The sequence below is a fragment of the Aeromicrobium sp. genome, assembly GCF_036676885.1.
In the GTDB taxonomy this organism is placed as follows: Bacteria; Actinomycetota; Actinomycetes; order Propionibacteriales; family Nocardioidaceae; genus Aeromicrobium.
Map to the genome: position 1 here is coordinate 1 of NZ_JAKFCB010000024.1, position 17,290 is coordinate 17,290.

The 17,290-nt window shown below is 69.7% G+C and carries 15 protein-coding genes; 5 read left to right on the top strand and 10 right to left on the bottom strand.

Annotated features, from left to right (window positions below; translation table 11 throughout):
- On the top strand, positions 1-1,555 hold a 1,555-nt coding region (locus V6M46_RS01390; protein WP_332661905.1), incomplete at its 5' end, for a HelD family protein.
- Complete coding sequence (locus tag V6M46_RS01395; RefSeq protein ID WP_332661906.1) at positions 1,552-3,072, top strand: metallophosphoesterase family protein; 1,521 nt, start codon at positions 1,552-1,554, stop codon at positions 3,070-3,072. The genes V6M46_RS01390 and V6M46_RS01395, both read left to right, overlap by 4 nt.
- On the opposite strand, the gene V6M46_RS01400 is transcribed toward V6M46_RS01395, so the two are convergent.
- Positions 3,061-4,278, bottom strand: a complete 1,218-nt coding sequence (locus V6M46_RS01400; RefSeq protein WP_332661907.1) for an ArgE/DapE family deacylase — start codon at positions 4,276-4,278, stop codon at positions 3,061-3,063. The genes V6M46_RS01395 and V6M46_RS01400 overlap by 12 nt on opposite strands.
- 61 nt (positions 4,279-4,339) lie before the next feature.
- The gene (locus tag V6M46_RS01405; RefSeq protein WP_332661909.1) at positions 4,340-5,326 is read right to left on the bottom strand and encodes an RCC1 domain-containing protein; all 987 of its coding nucleotides are present in this window, start codon (positions 5,324-5,326) and stop codon (positions 4,340-4,342) included.
- A gap of 318 nt (positions 5,327-5,644) precedes the next feature.
- On the opposite strand from V6M46_RS01405, the gene V6M46_RS01410 reads away from it, so the two are divergent.
- The gene (locus V6M46_RS01410) at positions 5,645-7,510 is read left to right on the top strand and encodes an anthranilate synthase family protein (RefSeq protein WP_332661911.1); all 1,866 of its coding nucleotides are present in this window, start codon (positions 5,645-5,647) and stop codon (positions 7,508-7,510) included.
- A 77-nt stretch (positions 7,511-7,587) separates the two neighbouring features.
- Here V6M46_RS01410 and V6M46_RS01415 read toward each other — a convergent pair whose 3' ends face one another.
- The 8 genes from V6M46_RS01415 to V6M46_RS01450 form a co-directional block, all read right to left on the bottom strand.
- Positions 7,588-8,508 (bottom strand): DMT family transporter, encoded by a 921-nt coding sequence (locus V6M46_RS01415; RefSeq protein ID WP_332661912.1) that lies wholly within the window; start codon positions 8,506-8,508, stop codon positions 7,588-7,590.
- A 140-nt stretch (positions 8,509-8,648) separates the two neighbouring features.
- Positions 8,649-10,205, bottom strand: a complete 1,557-nt coding sequence (locus V6M46_RS01420) for a trypsin-like peptidase domain-containing protein (protein WP_332661914.1) — start codon at positions 10,203-10,205, stop codon at positions 8,649-8,651.
- A gap of 71 nt (positions 10,206-10,276) precedes the next feature.
- Positions 10,277-11,674: a sensor histidine kinase gene (locus V6M46_RS01425; RefSeq protein ID WP_332661916.1), complete on the bottom strand. Its 1,398-nt coding sequence runs from the start codon at positions 11,672-11,674 to the stop codon at positions 10,277-10,279.
- A complete protein-coding gene (locus tag V6M46_RS01430; protein WP_332661918.1) occupies positions 11,671-12,363 on the bottom strand; it encodes a response regulator transcription factor in 693 nt (230 codons plus the stop codon). The genes V6M46_RS01425 and V6M46_RS01430 overlap by 4 nt, the downstream gene beginning before the upstream one ends.
- 39 nt (positions 12,364-12,402) lie before the next feature.
- Positions 12,403-13,278, bottom strand: a complete 876-nt coding sequence (locus V6M46_RS01435; RefSeq protein ID WP_332661920.1) for a fructosamine kinase family protein — start codon at positions 13,276-13,278, stop codon at positions 12,403-12,405.
- Between the two features lie 33 nt (positions 13,279-13,311).
- Complete coding sequence (locus V6M46_RS01440; protein ID WP_332661921.1) at positions 13,312-13,800, bottom strand: low molecular weight protein-tyrosine-phosphatase; 489 nt, start codon at positions 13,798-13,800, stop codon at positions 13,312-13,314.
- Positions 13,797-14,189 (bottom strand): phage holin family protein, encoded by a 393-nt coding sequence (locus V6M46_RS01445; RefSeq protein WP_332661922.1) that lies wholly within the window; start codon positions 14,187-14,189, stop codon positions 13,797-13,799. The genes V6M46_RS01440 and V6M46_RS01445 overlap by 4 nt, the downstream gene beginning before the upstream one ends.
- Before the next feature lie 156 nt (positions 14,190-14,345).
- Positions 14,346-15,296 carry an EamA family transporter gene (locus tag V6M46_RS01450; RefSeq protein ID WP_332661923.1) on the bottom strand — a complete coding sequence of 317 codons (951 nt, stop codon included), beginning with the start codon at positions 15,294-15,296 and terminating at the stop codon, positions 14,346-14,348.
- A gap of 106 nt (positions 15,297-15,402) precedes the next feature.
- On the opposite strand from V6M46_RS01450, the gene hisC reads away from it, so the two are divergent.
- Entirely contained in the window at positions 15,403-16,461 is a 1,059-nt protein-coding gene (gene hisC / locus V6M46_RS01455; protein ID WP_332661925.1) for a histidinol-phosphate transaminase, read from the top strand.
- A gap of 221 nt (positions 16,462-16,682) precedes the next feature.
- The coding region (locus tag V6M46_RS01460; RefSeq protein WP_332661927.1) for a thiamine pyrophosphate-dependent enzyme at positions 16,683-17,290 on the top strand (608 nt) is incomplete at its 3' end.

The window sequence follows — 17,290 nt, forward strand, 5'->3', positions numbered from 1 at the left end:
GCAGGACGAGGCGATCCGCGCCCCGAGCCGCGGCGCCACCACGATCGGCGGCGGCCCGGGTACGGGCAAGACCGTCGTGGCGCTGCACCGCGCGGCATACCTGCTCTACACCGACCGGCGGCGTTTCGAGTCCGGCGGCGTGCTGGTCGTCGGACCCTCCACGGTGTTCATGAACTACATCGAGCGCGTGCTCCCCAGCCTCGGCGAGACCAGTGTGACGCTGCGATCGCTCGGCGAGGTCGTCGACGGCCTGCGGGCCACCCGCCACGACGAGCCGGTCGCCGCGGCCGCAAAGGGCTCGTCGCGCATGCCGGCGTTCCTCGCGCGAGCTGCAGCCGCCCCGATGCCCGGGACGCCGACCGAGTTCCGCTACTTCTACAAGGACGACGTCCTCCGGCTCGACATCGAGCAGCTCGAGCGCATCCGCCGCAACCTGCTGTCAGGTGGCAAGCGCAACCGTGCCTACCTCAAGGCCCCGGCGGCACTCGTCGACGCGCTGTGGGCGCAGGTCGCCGGCGAGCGCGCTCTGGAGAAGGGCGAGGAGGAGTTCGTCGAGACCATCACGACCGACGACCGCTTCGTGGACTTCGTCGAGGACTGGTGGCCGCCGGTCGAGCCGATCGACGTGTGGCGGACGCTGCCCGACGTCATCGACCGGCTCGCGCGCGGGGCGTTCAGCGCCGACGAGCTCGCCGCGCTCAACGCCTCCTGGGAGATCGGCGAGCCGAGCATCGAGGACGTGCCGCTGATCGACGAGCTCCGCTACATCATCGGCGAGGTGCCGGTGACGGGCGGCGACGAGGACGACGCCCCCAAGCAGCTCATGAGCTTCGAGCGGCGCGAGCGCGAGGATCGCAACGATCGCTTCCGCTCGACCCAGAGCATCGAGGACGACGGGTTCGCCCACGTGCTCGTCGACGAGGCGCAGGACCTGTCGCCGATGCAGTGGCGCATGCTGGGCCGTCGCGGTCGCTACGCCAGCTGGACGATCGTCGGCGACGAGGCGCAGTCGTCGTGGCCCCATCCCAAGGAGTCGGCCGCGGCGCGCAAGGCCGCCCTCGAGGGCAAGCCCGAGCATGCCTTCCGGCTCTCCACCAACTACCGCAACTCCGCCGAGATCTACGACCTGGCAGCCAAGGTCGCGGCGATCGCCGTGCCGCACCCGGACCTCGCCGACGCGGTTCGCCGCACCGGCGAGCAGCCCGTGCACCTCCGCGTCGGCGCCGACGAGCTCGTCGACACGGTTCGGCGCAGCGCCGAGGAGATCCTCGACCGGGTCGAGGGCACCGTCGCGATCGTCGCGCCGACGGCCCGGCTGACCAAGCTCGGTCACCAGCTCGCCGAGCTGCTCGAGCAGCACCCCGATCGGCTCCGCCTGCTCGACGGCCTCGACACCAAGGGCCTGGAGTTCGACGGCGTCGTCGTGGTCGAGCCCGACGGCATCGCGGCCGAGTCCATCGCCGGCTGGCGCACGTTGTACGTCGTGCTCACCCGTGCGACGCAGCTGCTGACGACGGTCGGCACGACAGACCGCTGGTTGTCGCGTATTTCATGACTCGGGCTCTCAAGGTCCTGCTCCTCGTCCTCCTCGCGGTGGGCGTTGCGCTGCCGACGGCCTACTCGACGTTCATCCACAGTGAGCGCGAGGTCAGCATCGGCGCCCACGACGCGACGGTCCACCCGACCTTCAGCGGCTACGCGCGCATCGACTTCGGCTCGCTGATCCCGCAGATCCGGCTCCCGGCGGAGGCGCCGCTCGGCCTCGGCATGGACGTACGCCTGGGCGACAGCGAGGTCACGAACCTGGACCAGCTCGTCGCCCGCGACGCCGCCATCGCGGCGCAGCCGCAGGGCGAGATCGCGGCCGTACGGTCGTCGATCAACTCGATGCTGATCGACGCGGCGATGCGTGCGCTCGGTGCGGCGTTGCTCGCGGTGCTGATCGCGGTGCTGGCGTGGCGGGCGATAGGCCAGACCCGTCGCCGGGCGATCTGGGCGGAGGCGCGCCACCCCGGTCGCCGCCAGGTCGTGGGTGCGGGCGCCGTCGGGGTCATCACGATCGCCGCGCTGATCCTCGTCGCCGCCCCTGACCGACCACGCTCGGACGACAAGGCCTGGGTGCCGATCGGGTCGGTGTTCCCCGAGCTGCCGTCCGACGACGTGCTCGACAAGGTCGAGATCGCCCAAGGCGCGTCCACGACCGGCAGCCGGGCGCTCGTCGAGGGCGCCCTCGAGACGTACCGCACCTCGGTCTCGTTCTACGGCCGGCTCGCGGTCAGCGCCGCGACGGCCGACGTCCGTACGCCGTTGGAGGGCGAGTCGACGGCGCTCGTCGTGACGGATCGCCACGACAACATCGGCATGGACCCGGTGGCCCGCGCGATCGCCGACCGAGCCGGCGCCCGGATGCTGATCGATCTCGGCGACGACACGTCGAACGGCGGGAGCTGGGAGACCTTCAGCATCAACTCGCTGGCAAGGGAGTTCCGCGGCTTCGAGGTCGTGGCGGTCGCCGGCAACCACGACACCGGGCCGACGGTGCGCCAGCAGATGAAGGACAAGGGGTTCACGGTCCTCGACGGCGAGCCGGTCACGGTCGACGGCGTCCGGTTCATCGGCAGCAGCGATCCGCGCAGCTCCGGGCTCACGGCGGGCTACCGCGGCGACCCTGCCGACAACAGCGTCTCGCTGCGGCAGCAGGACGAGCGGCTGGAGAAGGCGGCATGTGATGACGGCGAGGTCAGCGTCATCGCGGTGCACTCGCCCTCCTCGGCGAGCCGGGCGGCCGCCTCCGGATGCGCCGATCTGGTGTTGTCCGGGCATCTCCACCGCCAGGTCGGCCCGACGACCGTCACCGGCACCAACGGCCGCACCACCACCACGCTGTCGACGGGGACGACCGGCGGCGCCGTCTACGCGTTCGCGCTGGGCAGCAAGCTTCGCCGTGAGGCCCAGGTGACGATCGTGACGTTCGCCGACGGCAGGCCGGTCGGCCTGCAACCGGTCAGCTTCGAGCCGGGCGGGATCATCCGGGTGGGGGACTACACCCCCGTCACGACCTCACCGCGCTAGGCAGCGGGAGAGGATCAGCTCGGCGTACGCTCGCGCGGAGGTCACGACCTCGTCGATCGCCACGTGCTCGTCGACGGCGTGCGCGTTCGCGATCTTGCCGGGACCGTACTGCACCGTCGGGATGTCCAGCGCGGCGTACTGGCGCAGGTCCGAGCCGTACGCAGCGCCGGTGAGGTGCGGCCGGGGCTGGCCGGCCGCGATGACGGCGTCGACGACCTGTGCACCGAACGGGTCGCCATCGGGCAGTCGGCCGGCGGCGAAGTGGCCTCCGGGCCACGTGACGGTCGGCGGGTTGTCCGCGAGCCACGGATCCGTGGCGGCAGCCGACGCCAGCGCGTTCTCGAATGCCGACTTGGCCGCGGCGAACGACTCGCCGGGCATGACGCCGTAGCGCCCCTCCGCGACCAGCAGGTCAGGGACGGTGCTGGCCCAGTCGCCGGCGTGCAGGATGCCGACACTGATGGGCCACGGCAGCTCCCCGAACGGATAGGGCGGAGCCGCGTTGCGTACGGCCTCGAGCTCCGCGAGCGCGCGGTGCAGGAGCTCGAACGCACTGATGGCGCTGTGGCCGGTGGCCCTCATCGATCCGTGGGTCGCGCGGCCCACGACCTCGATGCGGAACGTCAGCGAGCCGGCGTTGGCGGCGACGACCTGGCCGTCGGTCGGTTCGGCGATGACGCAGGCGTCACCGATGTGCCCACGGCGCAGGGTCGCGTACGTGCCGAGGCCGCCGTCCTCCTCGCCGATCACGGTGTGCACCGCGTACGGCCGACTGAGCTCGATGTCGCTGACCGCCCGCGCCGCCGCGATGATCGCGACGACTCCGCCCTTCATGTCGCAGACCCCGCGGCCGTACCACTTCTCGTCGGCCTCGCGGACGAGCCAGGGATCGGCGTTGGCCCAGGTGTCGGGGTCGCCCGGCGGCACGACGTCGACATGGCCGTTGAGGATCAGCGCCGGAGTGCCGGCACCGGAGACGCCGACGCAGCCCAGGGCCTCTTCGCGATCGACCTCCTCACCGGGGTAGTCCGCGGAGGCGCGCAGGTCGTCGAGGTCGAGGGTCCACTGGTCGACGTCCATGCCGAGGCCGGTCAGCGTCGCGGCGCACCACCGTTGAACGGCCACCTCGGCGTCAGAGCCGCCGACACTGGGGATGTTGACGATCTGGGCGAGGTCGCGCCGGATCAGGTCGACATCGATGTCCATGCCGCCAGCATGACAGCGCCCACCTCGGGTCGTGCGGGCTGGTCGTCACCGCCTTCAGGCGTCAGAGGATTCTGGTGGGCGTGCTTCGTTCGGCGAAGTCGTCGAGTCCCAGCTGACCGCTGTCGTTGTATCCCCAGCAGTAGAGGGAGCCGGTGCTGTGGCGGGCGCAGGTGTGGAGGCCGCCTGTGGCGAAGGTGGTCCAGTTTGTCGAGTTGCCGACCTTCCGGGGGGACGTGCGGTCATCGAAGTCGCCGAGGCCCAGCTGTCCGGAGCCGTTGGCGCCCCAGCAGTAGACCGAACCAGAGTTGTGGCGTGCACAGGTGTGCTCGACGCTGCTGCTGACACTGGCCCAGCTGGTGGAGGTGCCCACCTTTCTGGGTGCCGAGCGGTCGTCGAGATGGCCGAGGCCGAGCTGCCCGTAGGCGTTGTCTCCCCAGCAGTACAGGGAGCCCGACGTGTGCTTGGCGCAGCTGTGGAGGTCGCCCGCGCTCACCAGGATCCAGCTGGTGGAGGTGCCGACCTTCGTAGGTGTGCTTCGCGGCGTGGTGTGGCCGAGGCCGAGCTGCCCTTCGCTGTTGGCGCCCCAGCAGTACAGAGATCCCGAGGTGTGCCGGGCGCACGTGTGCCGCTGGCCCAGACTGACGTGGGTCCAGTTGGTGGAGGTGCCGACCCTGGTGGGAGTCGTGCGGTCCGTCGCCGGGCCGCCGGTACCCAGCTGACCGTCAGAGTTGGCGCCCCAGCAGTAGAGCCTGCCCGACGAGTGCCGGGCGCAGGTGTGGAAGTCGCCAAGACTGACGCTGGTCCAGCTGGTCGATGTGCCGACCCGTCTGGGGATGTCGCGGTAGAGACTGTCCCCGAGCCCGAGCTGCCCGTTGAGGTTGTTGCCCCAGCAGTAGAGCGCGTGGCTCGTGGCGATGGCGCACGTGTGGTTGGCGCCGGCCGCGACCGAGAGCCACTCCGGCGTGGCCGCCCGGGCGGGGCCGGACGCGACGAATGACATCGCGACGGTCATCAGGACTGCCGCGGTGATGCGCAGGATCGACTTCATGGCTCCCCATTCCGGAACGCCGAGCGACCGTTGGCCAGGTGCGCGAGGCTCGCCCGACGTGGGTGCGAGAACCCCGAGACCCTGAATTCGCACCGTTGTCGCAACACTCTTCTCCCGAAGTCGGGATTCAGCAAGCGATTTCGAGATATTCGTGTCAGCTGGTCGCCTCGGCCCTGCGCTACGCTCTAGCCATGACAGTTCAGCACTCCAGCTGGTGGCTCCACCTGTAGGTGGACTGTCGACTCTTGCCCAGACCGCCTCGTTGGCCGGCTCTGGGCTTTTCTCGTCCTGGCCGGTCGAGACTTCCCAAGGACCTTCATGACCCAGCTCGATGATCTCCTCGCCCAGCCTGCGTTCGCGCTGATCCGCGTACGCGACTCCGACACCGTCACGCTCATCGGCGGTCCGCGCACGGACCTCGACACGCTTGCCGACATTCCCCTGGTGCCGGGCAGCGATCGCGCCTGGAACCACGTCGTGCTGGTCCCGTACGCCCAGGTGCGCGAGCGCGGCTTCGAAGCGCACCAGGACGGCACGCCGCTGTCCGCGATCGAGGCGGCATACAGCGCCGAGGTGCCGATCGCCGAGCTGCTCGAGCTGCTCCCGGACACGCCGATCGAGTTCGCCGACCGGGGTGGCTTCGAGTCGACCGACGAGGCGTACGCGGACACCGTGCGCACGATCATCGACGAGGAGATCGGCCAGGGCGAGGGCGCGAACCTGGTGATCGGCCGGCACTACCGCGCCCAGGTCGCCGACTGGGGACACGACGGCGCGCTGACGGTGTTCCGCCGGCTGCTCGAGCGGGAGCGCGGCGCGTTCTGGACGTTCTGCATCTTCACGGGCGACCGCTACCTGATCGGCGCGAGCCCCGAGCGGCACGTCAGCGTCGAGGACGGCCAGGTGCGGATGAACCCCATCAGCGGCACGTTCCGCATGCGCGGCCTCGAGACCCACGCCGATCGCAAGCGTGAGCTGTTGCGTTTCCTCAAGGACGAGAAGGAGATCTACGAGCTCTTCATGGTCGTCGACGAGGAGCTCAAGATGATGTGCGACATCTGCCACGAGGGCGGGCTCGTCCTCGGGCCGTACCTCAAGCCGATGACGCACCTTGTGCACACCGAGTACCTGCTCGCCGGCCGCACCAACCGAGACGTGCGCGAGGTGCTGCGCGACTCGATGTTCGCCGCCACCGTCACCGGCAGCCCGGTCGAGAACGCGTGCCGGCTGATCAAGAAGTACGAGCCCGAGGGCCGTGGCTACTACGCCGCCGTGGCGGCCCTGATCGGGCGTGACGACGACGGCATCCCGCTCGCCGACGCGCCGATCCTCATCCGTACGGCCGACGTCGACCTCGAGGGCAACCTCAAGGTCACCGCCGGTGCGACCCTCGTACGCGACTCCGATGCGGTGTACGAGACCAGGGAGACGTGGGCCAAGGCCTCCGGCATCCTCAGCGCGTTCGGGCTCGTCGAGGCGGCGCCCGAGCCGGTCGAGGGGTTCGACGCGTTCACCCGCGAGGACGACGTGCTGATCGCACTCGGCTCACGCAACCAGCGGCTCAGCCAGTTCTGGCTCACCGATCAGTCCGGTGCCGCGCCGGTGACGACGTTGACCGGCAAGCGGGTCGTGATAGTCGACGGCGAGGACGACTTCGTCAACATGCTGTCCCACGTCTTCGGCGTGCTCGGCATGACGACCGACATCGTCCGCCATGACGTGTACGCCGAGGGTGACCTCGACGGCTATGACCTCGTGGTCGTCGGCCCCGGGCCCGGTGACCCGCGCGACCTCGCCGATCCCAAGATGGCGGTGCTGCACGGCCTCGTCACCTCTCTCCTGTCCACAGAACGACCATTTCTGGCTGTATGTCTTGGGCACCAGGTGCTGAGCCACAACATCGGGCTCGACCTGACGTTCAAGGACATCGTCTTCCAGGGCACGCAGAGCCGGCTCACGGTGCTGGGCCGTCCCGAGACGGTCGGTTTCTACAACACGTTCGTCGCGCGCGTACCCGCCTCGGGCCTGCCTGAAGGTGTCTCGGTGGAGACGGATCCGGAGACCGGCGACATCCACCTCGTTGCCGGCCCGCACTACCGCGGCGTGCAGTTCCACGCCGAGTCGATCCTCACGCAGAACGGCTTCGGCATCCTGCGCGACCTCGTCACCGACCTCATCGGCTGACCCCCGCTGGGAGTGACGTTCTGCAGGTTCGTACCGGCGTGTCGCCTGCACAACGTCACGCTCAGCGGGGAGTTGGGTCAGCTGGCGGGGGTGGGCTCGTCGACGGGTGCCGCCTTGGGTGTCGACTTGAGGCGGGTGATCGCGACGCCGATGAGGCACAGAGCGCCACCGACGAAGGCGAGCGCAGCCGGGACCTCGTCGAGGATCGCCCACGAGATCAGCGTCGCGACTGCCGGCACGAGGTAGGTCGTCGACGCGGCCTTGCCGGTCGAGATGCGCTTGAGCGCGTACGACCACGTGCTGAAGCCGATCGCGGTCGGGAAGACCCCGAGGTAGGTCAGCCAGAGTATGTCGTGGAGCGAGGCGCCGCTGAGCTCGTCGATCAGGGCCGGGGCGAACGGCAGGCACACCACGACGCCGACGAGGCAGCCGAGCCACACCGACATGATCGGCTGCATGTGCTTGAGGGCCGGCTTCTGGGCCAGCGCTCCGAATGCATAAAACGCTGCGGCGGCGACGCACAGCAGGACGCCGGTGGTGCTCGCCGTGTCGACCGCGGTCGAGTCGCTGTCGGTGCTGAGGGCGATCAGGGCGACCCCGCCGAACGCGATGGCCATGCCGATCATGAGGGGCTTGGGGAAGCCCTCCTTGTAGAGGATGCCGGCGATGACGGCGGCGAAGATCGGGCCGACGTTGACGATCAGCGCCGTCGTGCCGGCGTCGAGGTCACGCTCGGCGGCGTTGAGCGCGATGTTGTAGGCGCCGAACCACACGACGCCGTAGAGCACGACGAGCAGCAGCGGCCGGCCGGTCGGCAGTGCCGTGGTGCGGGGACGGGCGAAGAACGTGAGGGCGATCGCCCCGACGACCAGGCGGCCGAGTGACAGGGAGCCCGGCGAGAACGTGTCGCCCACGGCACGGATGCCGACGAAGGCCGAGGCCCAGAGGACGACCGTGACGAGCATGGCCGGAAGGGAGAGGTCACGTTCAGTCTTCACCCCCTCACGGTAGTGACGGGCACTGACAGTTCACGAGCGAAAATCGGCCATCCTCGCGCGCTATCCCGCCGAACCTGGTCGGGCGCCATCCTGTACGCGTGGTGGACGAGATGGCGCCCGGTCTCGGGCTCTGCGGCAGGTCAGTCGCTGTTGCCGCCGTCCGAGCCGAGGGTCACCTCGGTCTCGCGCTTCTCACCGTCACGGAGGTAGGTCAGCGTGACCTTCTCGCCCGGCTGGAAGCCTCGCACCGAAGCCACGAGGGCATCGTTGCTGGCGACCAGGTCGCCGTTGACCGCCGTGATGATGTCGCCCTTCTTGAGGCCGGCCTTGTCGCCCGCGCCACCGGCAGTGACGTCGGCGATCTCGGCTCCGGTGCCGGTGATGCCGTCGTCCGACACCGCGGCCTTGACCGTGACGCCGATCTGCGCGTGCTCGACCTTCTCACCCTTGACCAGGTGCCTCGAGACGTTCTTGGCCAGATCGATCGGGATCGCGAAGCCGAGGCCGATCGAGCCGCCCTCGCCGGAGCCGGACGCCTTGATCGCCGAGTTGATGCCGATCACGTTGCCCTCGATGTCGACCAGCGGACCACCGGAGTTGCCGGGGTTGATCGCCGCGTCGGTCTGGATCGCCGGGAACGTGTTGGACGCGCCGGGCTCCGAGCTGCCGTCGGACGAGGTCACCGGGCGGTTGAGCGCCGAGATGATGCCCTGCGTCACGGTGCTCTCGAGGCCGAACGGCGAGCCGATTGCGACGACCTCCTGGCCGACCTCGAGGTCGGCCGAGCTGCCGAGCGTCGCCGGTGTCAGACCTGACTTGCCGCTGGCCTTGATGACGGCGAGGTCGGTCTTGGGATCCGCGCCGACGACCGTGGCCTTGGAGTAGGAGCCGTCGTTGAACGCCACCGTGATGATGCCGTCGCCGTCGCCGGCGACCGCGGTGACGTGGTTGTTGGTCAGGATCTCGCCGTCGCTGCTGATGATGATGCCCGTGCCGGAGCCGGACTCCTCGTCGCCCTTGACGTTGATCTGGACGACGGAGGGGGCGACCTTCTTGGCGACCTGCTGGACAGCGCCGGCCGGGACGTTGGTGTTGGTGACCTTGCCGGTGTCGAGCGAGCTGACGGTGGAGCCATTGTCGTCGTCGTCCTGGAGCTTGTCCTGGAGCACGGCGCCGCCATAGCCTGCGCCACCCGCGAGCAGGGCGATGGCCAGTGCGCCGGCGAGGAATCGGCCGGGCCGACGCTTCCTCGTGACCGGCGGCTCGTCATGGCCGCTGCCGCCCTCGGCGGGGAACGCGATGGTCGGCTCGGCGAACGGGGGGAGCGAGTCGGCGGCCGCGGGCGGTGTCGAGGGGGCGTCCGCGTAGCGGTGCGTGTAGGCCTCGGCGGGCGGCACGGACTCCGCAGCGGGCTGCTCGGAGGTCGTGGCGGCCGGCTGCTCGACGGTGTGCGGCTCGGACGCCGGTGTTGGAGTGGGGGTGACCGGGATCGTCGGCTCCGAGTCCGAGTCCGATTCCGCGTCGGCCGCCGGCGCCTCGACCGTGGGTGACTCCGGAGGGCGCTGAGGTGTCTCTTCGGACGGAGTCGGGTCTGCCGGCGCGGGCTCGGAAGGAGCGGACGGGGCCTTGGCAGCGTCGTCGCGTTCCGCCGGGGGGACGTACGGGCGTGCGGCGAACGGGTCGTTCGTATCGGTCATGGAAGTAGATTCTCGCGCATCACTGAGACGGCTCTAAGAGCGGCGTGTGAGCGATCAAAGAAACCCGCAGGTCAGGATTGGTCCGAGCTGGGCAGGACGAGTGTGAATGTCGTGCCTCCCCCGCCCGGCGACTCGACGTCGACCGTCCCGCCGTGACGCTCCGCGGCCCGCTTGACGATCGACAGGCCGAGCCCGGATCCGGGCAGCGTACGCGCCTCGCTCGAGCGGTAGAAGCGATCGAAGATGTGCGGCAGGTCGGCCGGGTCGATGCCCGGTCCCTCGTCGGTGACGGTCAGCTCACCACCCGCGAGGCGCACGTGGACCGTGCCGCCCGGCGGGCTCCACTTGGCGGCGTTGTCCAGCAGGTTGGTGACGGCGCGCTCGAGCAGCTGCGGCTCGCCGAACACCATCCACGACTCGAGCTCGACGTCGAACGCGACGGTGTGTGCGCGCAGGCGTACGCGGTCGATCGCCTGCGTGACGACGTCGGAGAAGTCGAGCGGCTCCGGGTCGCGGGCCATCGGCTCGTCACGTGCGAGCTCGACGAGGTCGCCGACCAGGGTCGTGAGCTCCTCGAGCTGCGCCCGGACGTCCCCCATGATCTCGTGGCGCTGGTCGTCGGTGAGTGACTTGTCGACGTTGTCGGCGGCCTGGCCGATCAGCTCGATGTTGGTGCGGAGGCTCGTCAGGGGGGTCCGCAGCTCGTGGCCCGCGTCGGCGACGAGCTGCCGCTGCCGGGCCTGCGAGGCGTCGAGGGCCTGGAGCATCGCGTTGAACGACGTCGTCAGCCGAGCCAGCTCGTCGTGCCCGGTGACCTCGATCGGGGTCAGCTCTGACGTACGCGCGACGCGCTCGGTGGCGGCGGTCAACCGCCGGACCGGGCGCAGGCCGTTGGCGGCCACGGCCCAGCCCGCGACGCCGGCGAGGGCGACGCCCGCGGTGCTGCACAGCAGCAGGATGAGCTTGAGCCGGTTGAGGGCGAAGTCGACCGACTCCATCGACTGCGTCATGACGAGCGCCACTCCGCTGCCGGCCTGCACGGCGACGACGCGGTAGGGCGTGCCCTCGATGCGTACCGTGCGCATCGACTGGGACACCTGGCCGATCGAGACCTCGACCTCGTGATAGCTCTTGAACGCCTTGGTCAGCTCGTTCACGTCAGCGGTGGGGGAGAACAGCTCGCCCCCGCTGACGACGAAGATCTGGACGTCGGCGATGCGCTGCAGCTGGGGGTTGAGCTGCCGGAAGTTCTCCGCCTCGGCCAACCCGGCATCGACTGCTGCGTGAGCTCGACGCAGCATCGACTCGTCGAGCGAGCTCTCGAACTCCGCGCGTACGACGACGAACACGATCGCGCTGACGACGCCGAGCGTGGCCGCGACTGCCATCGTGGTGAGCACCGCGACCCGCAGGGCGAGCGACATCCGCTGGGTGAGCGGCTGCAGCGAGCGGTGCAGGACGCCGATCACGGAGGCGTCTCGCGCAGGACGTATCCGACGCCCCGCACGGTGTGGAGCAGCCGCGGCTCGCCCTCGGCCTCGAGCTTGCGGCGGACGTAGCCGACGTAGACCTCGAGGGAGTTGGCGGTCGTGGGGAAGTCGAAGCCCCAGACCTCCTCGAGGATGAAGGAGCGCTCCAGCACGCGCTTGGGGCGCTGGAGGAACAGCTCGAGCAGGGCGAACTCCGTGCGCGTGAGCGACAGCGAGCGCTCGCCGCGCTTGACGTCGCGGGTCACCGGATCGAGCGACAGGTCGGCGAAGGTCAGCGGCGCCTCGTCGGGCTCGACCGCGGCAGCGCGGCTCGAGCGACGCAGCAACGAGCGAAGGCGCGCGAGGAGCTCCTCGAGGGCGAACGGCTTGGTGAGGTAGTCGTCCGCGCCGGCGTCGAGCCCGTCGACCCGGTCGGAGACGGCGTCACGGGCGGTGAGCACGAGGATCGGCACGTCGTTGCCGGCGCCGCGCAGGGCACGCGTCGCCTCGAGCCCGTCGAGCCTGGGCATCATGACGTCCATGATGATCGCGTCGGGATTGATCTGCGGGACACGGGCCAGCGCCTCGGCGCCGTCGGAGGCGAGCTCGACGGAGTAGCCGTTGAACTCGAGGGACCGTCGCAGTGAGTCGCGCACAGCACGGTCATCGTCGACGACAAGGATGCGCATGGGAATCAGTCTGCCCCGGATCCCTGAGACTTGGCTGAACTAGGAACTCTTCCCATCCAGAAGACTCTTCGCCGCTGCGGCGGCCCGGGCACCGTACGTCCCGCCGAACAGCATCGCGTGCACCAGCAGCGGGTGCAGCTGGTGCAGCCCGACCCGGTCCTTCCACCCGTCCGCCAGGGGGGCTGCTTCGTCGTACGCATCGATCACCCGCTGGAGATGCGGTATGCCGAACAGCGACAGCATCGCCAGATCGGTCTCGCGGTGGCCGCCGTGCGCCGCCGGGTCGATGAGCCAGACGTTGCCGTCCGAGCCCCAGACGATGTTGCCCGACCAGAGGTCGCCATGGATCCGGGCCGGCGGCTCCTCGGGGCCGGCGAAGTCGTGGATGCGCCGCATCGCCGCTTCGATCGTGGCGGCCTCCTCGGAGGTGAGCGCCTGGCGGTCGACCGCCGCGCGTACGTAGGGCATGACCCGCCGCGACGCGAAGAACTCCGGCCACGTTGGCAACGAGCGGTTGGGCAGCGGCGCCAGCCCGACGAACCCGTCCTGGTCCGCGCCGAAGGCCTTGGCGCCGGCCGCGTGCGTCGCGGCCAGGGCACGGCCGAATCGCTCGGCCACGTCGGTCGTGGGCTTGCCCGGCTCGATCCAGTCGAGCACGAGGCAGTCGTCGGCGACCGCGAGCACGCGTGGCACGTGGGCGCCGCCGGCCTCGGCGAGCCAGCGGAGCCCCTCGGCCTCGCGCTCGAAGAAGCCTTCGGGCGGGTGCGGGCGGGTCTTGATGATGGCGCCGCGGCCGTCGGTCAGCCGGAGCCTGGTGGACGTACAGATGTCACCGCCGGCGACCGGAGTCGTGGATACGACACCGAGGCCAAGGAGAGCCTCCGCCCGGGCGGCGGTTCCTGCCATGCGTGCCATGACGACGACGTTACCCCGTGGACGACCGTACGTTCAGCGGTCCATGAGGTCGGGCAGCTGGGCGACCAGCTCGTCGGTCGTACGCTCGATCATCGTGAGGACCTCGGCGAATCCATCGTCACCGCCGTAATACGGGTCCGGTACGTCGACATCCCCGTTGGCCGCCTCCGGGTCGAACTCGCGGAACATACGAACCTGCTGGACCTGCTCGACTGTCGGGGCGTGGTCGGCGACGTCTGCGTAATTGCTCGAATCCATCGTGAGCAGCAGGTCGTTCTCGGCGTACCAGTCCGGCGAAAACGTACGCGCGCGATGCCGGGTCGGGTCGTAGCCCGCAGCAGACAGCGTTGCCGCCGCCCGCGGGTCCATCGGATGGCCGACGTGCCAGTCACCCGTGCCGGACGACGCGACCTCGACGCGGTCGTCGAGCCCGGCCTTGGCCAGCCGGTCCTCGAGGACGACGTGCGCCATCGGTGACCGACAGATGTTGCCGAGACAGACCAGGGCGATGCGGTAGGTCAACGCGCCGAGCTTTTGCCCGTGAACGCACCGAGCACCGTGTTGACGATCGAGATGACGATCGAGCCGAGCACGGCCCACCAGAACCCGTCGACCTCGAATGCCACGCCGAACTCGCCGGTGATCCACTCGGTCAGCAGGAGCAGCAGGGCGTTGATCACGAGCAGCGCGAAGCCCAGCGTGATGATGATGAACGGCAGCGACAGGGTCTTGATGACCGGCGCGACGAACGCGTTGATCGCCGTGAAGACCAGCGCGACCAGGGCGACCGCGACGATCCGCTCGCCGGTCGAGTCTCCGGACACGCCGATGTTCATGTGGTCGCCGAGCAGGCCGGCGGCGGCAGCGAGGGCGAGTCCGCTGAGGATCCATGCAGTCACAAACTTGGGCATGGTGCCGATTGTTGCACTGTCAGCACCGCCGGTGCCTCCGACGAGCCTGTGACGACCTCGTTGGGCCCGCTCCACCAGGCAACGCGCCACTCCTCCTGGCAGATTTGCCCGGTGAAGTGACCGTTTACCAGGAGAACCTGGTAAACCGCCGGGGCCTCAGGGCTGAGGCAGGACCGTCTCGAGCTTGCGCGAGGTCTGCGCCAGGACGATGCCGGCGAGAACCGCGATCGCGCCGAGCACCTGGATGGGCGTCAGCGACTCGCGGAACCAGGCCCAGCCGAGGACGTTGGCGATCACCGGCTCGAGCATCGCGACGACGATCACGATCGTCGCAGGCAGGTGCCGGAGGGCGACCATCTCGAGGAAGAACGGTGCCACCGTGCCGGGCACTACGACCAGGGCCACGACGAGCCACGGGTTGGCGGAGTGGTCCTCGAGCCTCCCGAGCAGCGACGTCGAGCCGTCGAGGGAGGGTGTCGTCCAGATCGGCTCGATGAGGTTCATCGCGACGGTGGCCACGACGAAGGCCCACAGGATGACGCGCAGCGGGTCGTCGAAGCCCACGTTGTGCTCGCCCAGCAGGAAGTAGGACGCGAAGCTCACCGCCGCGAGCAGCGCCATGATGACCCCGAGCCCGTCGAACGTCAGGCCGTTCCAGACCCGGCTGACGACCGCGAGCCCTCCGATCGCGAGCGCGACGGCGAGCCACATCCGGCCGCGCACGGGCTCCTTGCGCACGAACCGGACCCAGAGCACCACGAGCACCGGCGCGAGGTATTCGATCAGCAGCGCGATGCCGAGCGGCAGCCGGTCGATCGCGACGTTGTAAGTCAGCTGCAGCGCGGCGACGCCGATCAGGCCGAGCGCGATCACGAGCAGCATGGCGGAGCCCTTGGGACGGATCAGGGCCGACCGGCGGAAGCAGGCGGCGTACGCGACGAAGACCAGCATCGCGCCGGTGATGCGCAGCGTCGTGAACGACTCTGGGCTGAGCCCTGACCCCATCGCGACCCGGGAGACGCCGCCGTTGAGGCCGAACAGGATCGCGGCCAGGACGACCAGCGCGTATCCGAGTCGTGGGTTGCGGGTGGTCACGCGCTCGATCATGTCAGCGGCCTCGGACGTGTTCGTTCGCGGGCAGTCCGAGCGGCATCCATGCCCGCTCCGGGACCAGCCATATCTGACCGATCGGTCAGGTATTACGCTCAGGGGCATGCGAACCCCCCGCGCCCGCCGGGCGCTCGACGACATCCCGGTCTACCGGCCCGGCAAGGCTGCCGCGAGCGAGGACCAGAAGCTCTCGAGCAACGAGAACCCGTACGACCCGCTGCCCGGAGTCGTGGAGCGCGCATCGGCCGAGCTCGGGCGGATCAACCGCTATCCCGACGCCGGCATGACGGCGCTGTACGACGCGTTGTCGACCAGGTTCGGGCTCTCGCCGGACCACTTCGCCGCGGGAACCGGTTCGGTCGCGGTGCTGTACGCCCTGCTCAACGCCCACCTCGAGGCCGGTGACGAGATCGTCTACCCGTGGCGGTCGTTCGAGGCGTACCCGATCGCCGCCGACCTGACCGGGGCGACCGCCGTACGCGTGCCGCTTCGGCCCGACGCCACCCACGACCTCGATGCGATGGCGGCCGCCATCACGGACCGCACGCGCGTCGTGATCGTGTGCACGCCCAACAACCCGACCGGGCCCGTCGTCAAGGCCGCCGAGCTCGACCGGTTCCTCGCCGCCGTCCCCCCGCACGTCCTCGTCGTGGTCGATGAGGCGTACGTCGAGTTCATCCGCGATCCCGATGCCGCCGACGGCCTGGCGGTGCTCGCCGGCCACGACAACGTCGTCGTGCTGCGCACGTTCTCCAAGGCGTACGGGCTCGCGGGCCTCCGCGTCGGCTATGCGATCGCCCGGCCGCAGGTCGCCGAGGCGATCCGCAAGGCGACTCCGCCGTTCGCCGTCACGGACCTGTCCCAGGCCGCCGCCGTCGCATCGCTCGACTCGGCCGACGCTCTCGCCGAGCGGGTCGAGGCGATCGTGCAGGAGCGCGACGCGATGGTCGGGGCGCTGCGCGAGCAGGGCTGGGACCTGCCGGAGACCCAGGCCAACTTCGTCTGGCTGCCGCTGGGCGACGACGCGATGGAGTTCGCCGCGTGGTGCGATCCGATCTCGGTCCGCCCGTTCGCCGGCCATGGCGTACGCATCAGCGTCGGCAGCCCGCAGGCCAACGCGGCATTTCTCGACCGGGCCGCGACCTGGCTCAAGGAGCACTGACAAGTCGTCCGAAACCCCGGATGCGCAGCATCTCGAGCGTGACCATCGGCCGATCGGGGCGTTGTTTTGTCAGGCGGTCGTTGCCGGGATACGGTGGGTTCAGATGTGATGCCAATCACGTCCATGTGAGCGCGCCAACGTCCACCACCCCTGTGACACTGGTGCCTCGCATCTTCGACATCGGAGCGGCAATCCCGTAGACCGATAGATTGAGGAGTCGCATGAGTTCCACGATGCCCGACGCGTACGTTGCGGACGATCCAGCTGGAGCATTTCCGCTCGTCCAGCTCCTGACTCCCGAAGGAGATCGCGTCTCCCACGCGGATTTCTCGTACGACGGGGATGACGACAGCATCCGCGCCCTGTTCCGTGACCTGGTCCTGAGCCGGCGCATCGACTTCGAGGCGCACGCCCTGCAGCGCCACGGCGAGCTGGGCCTCTGGGCGCCCGCCCTGGGCCAGGAAGCCGCCCAGATCGGTTCGGGCCGTGCCCTCCTCCCGCAGGACTTCGCGTTCCCCACCTATCGCGAGCACGGCGTCGCCCTCTGCCGCGGCGTCGACCCCGCATTGCTGCTCGGCCTGTTCCGCGGCGTCGAGCTCGGCGGCTGGGACCCGGCCGAGCACGGCTTCGCGCTCTACAGCATCGTCATCGGCGCCCAGACCCTGCACGCGACGGGCTATGCGATGGGCCTGACGCTCGACGGTGAGGTCGGCCGCAACGACCCCGAGCGCGACGCCGCAGTCATCGCCTACTTCGGCGACGGCGCGACGAGCCAGGGCGACGTCAACGAGGCGTTCGACTGGGCCGCGGTGTTCAACGCGCCGGTCGT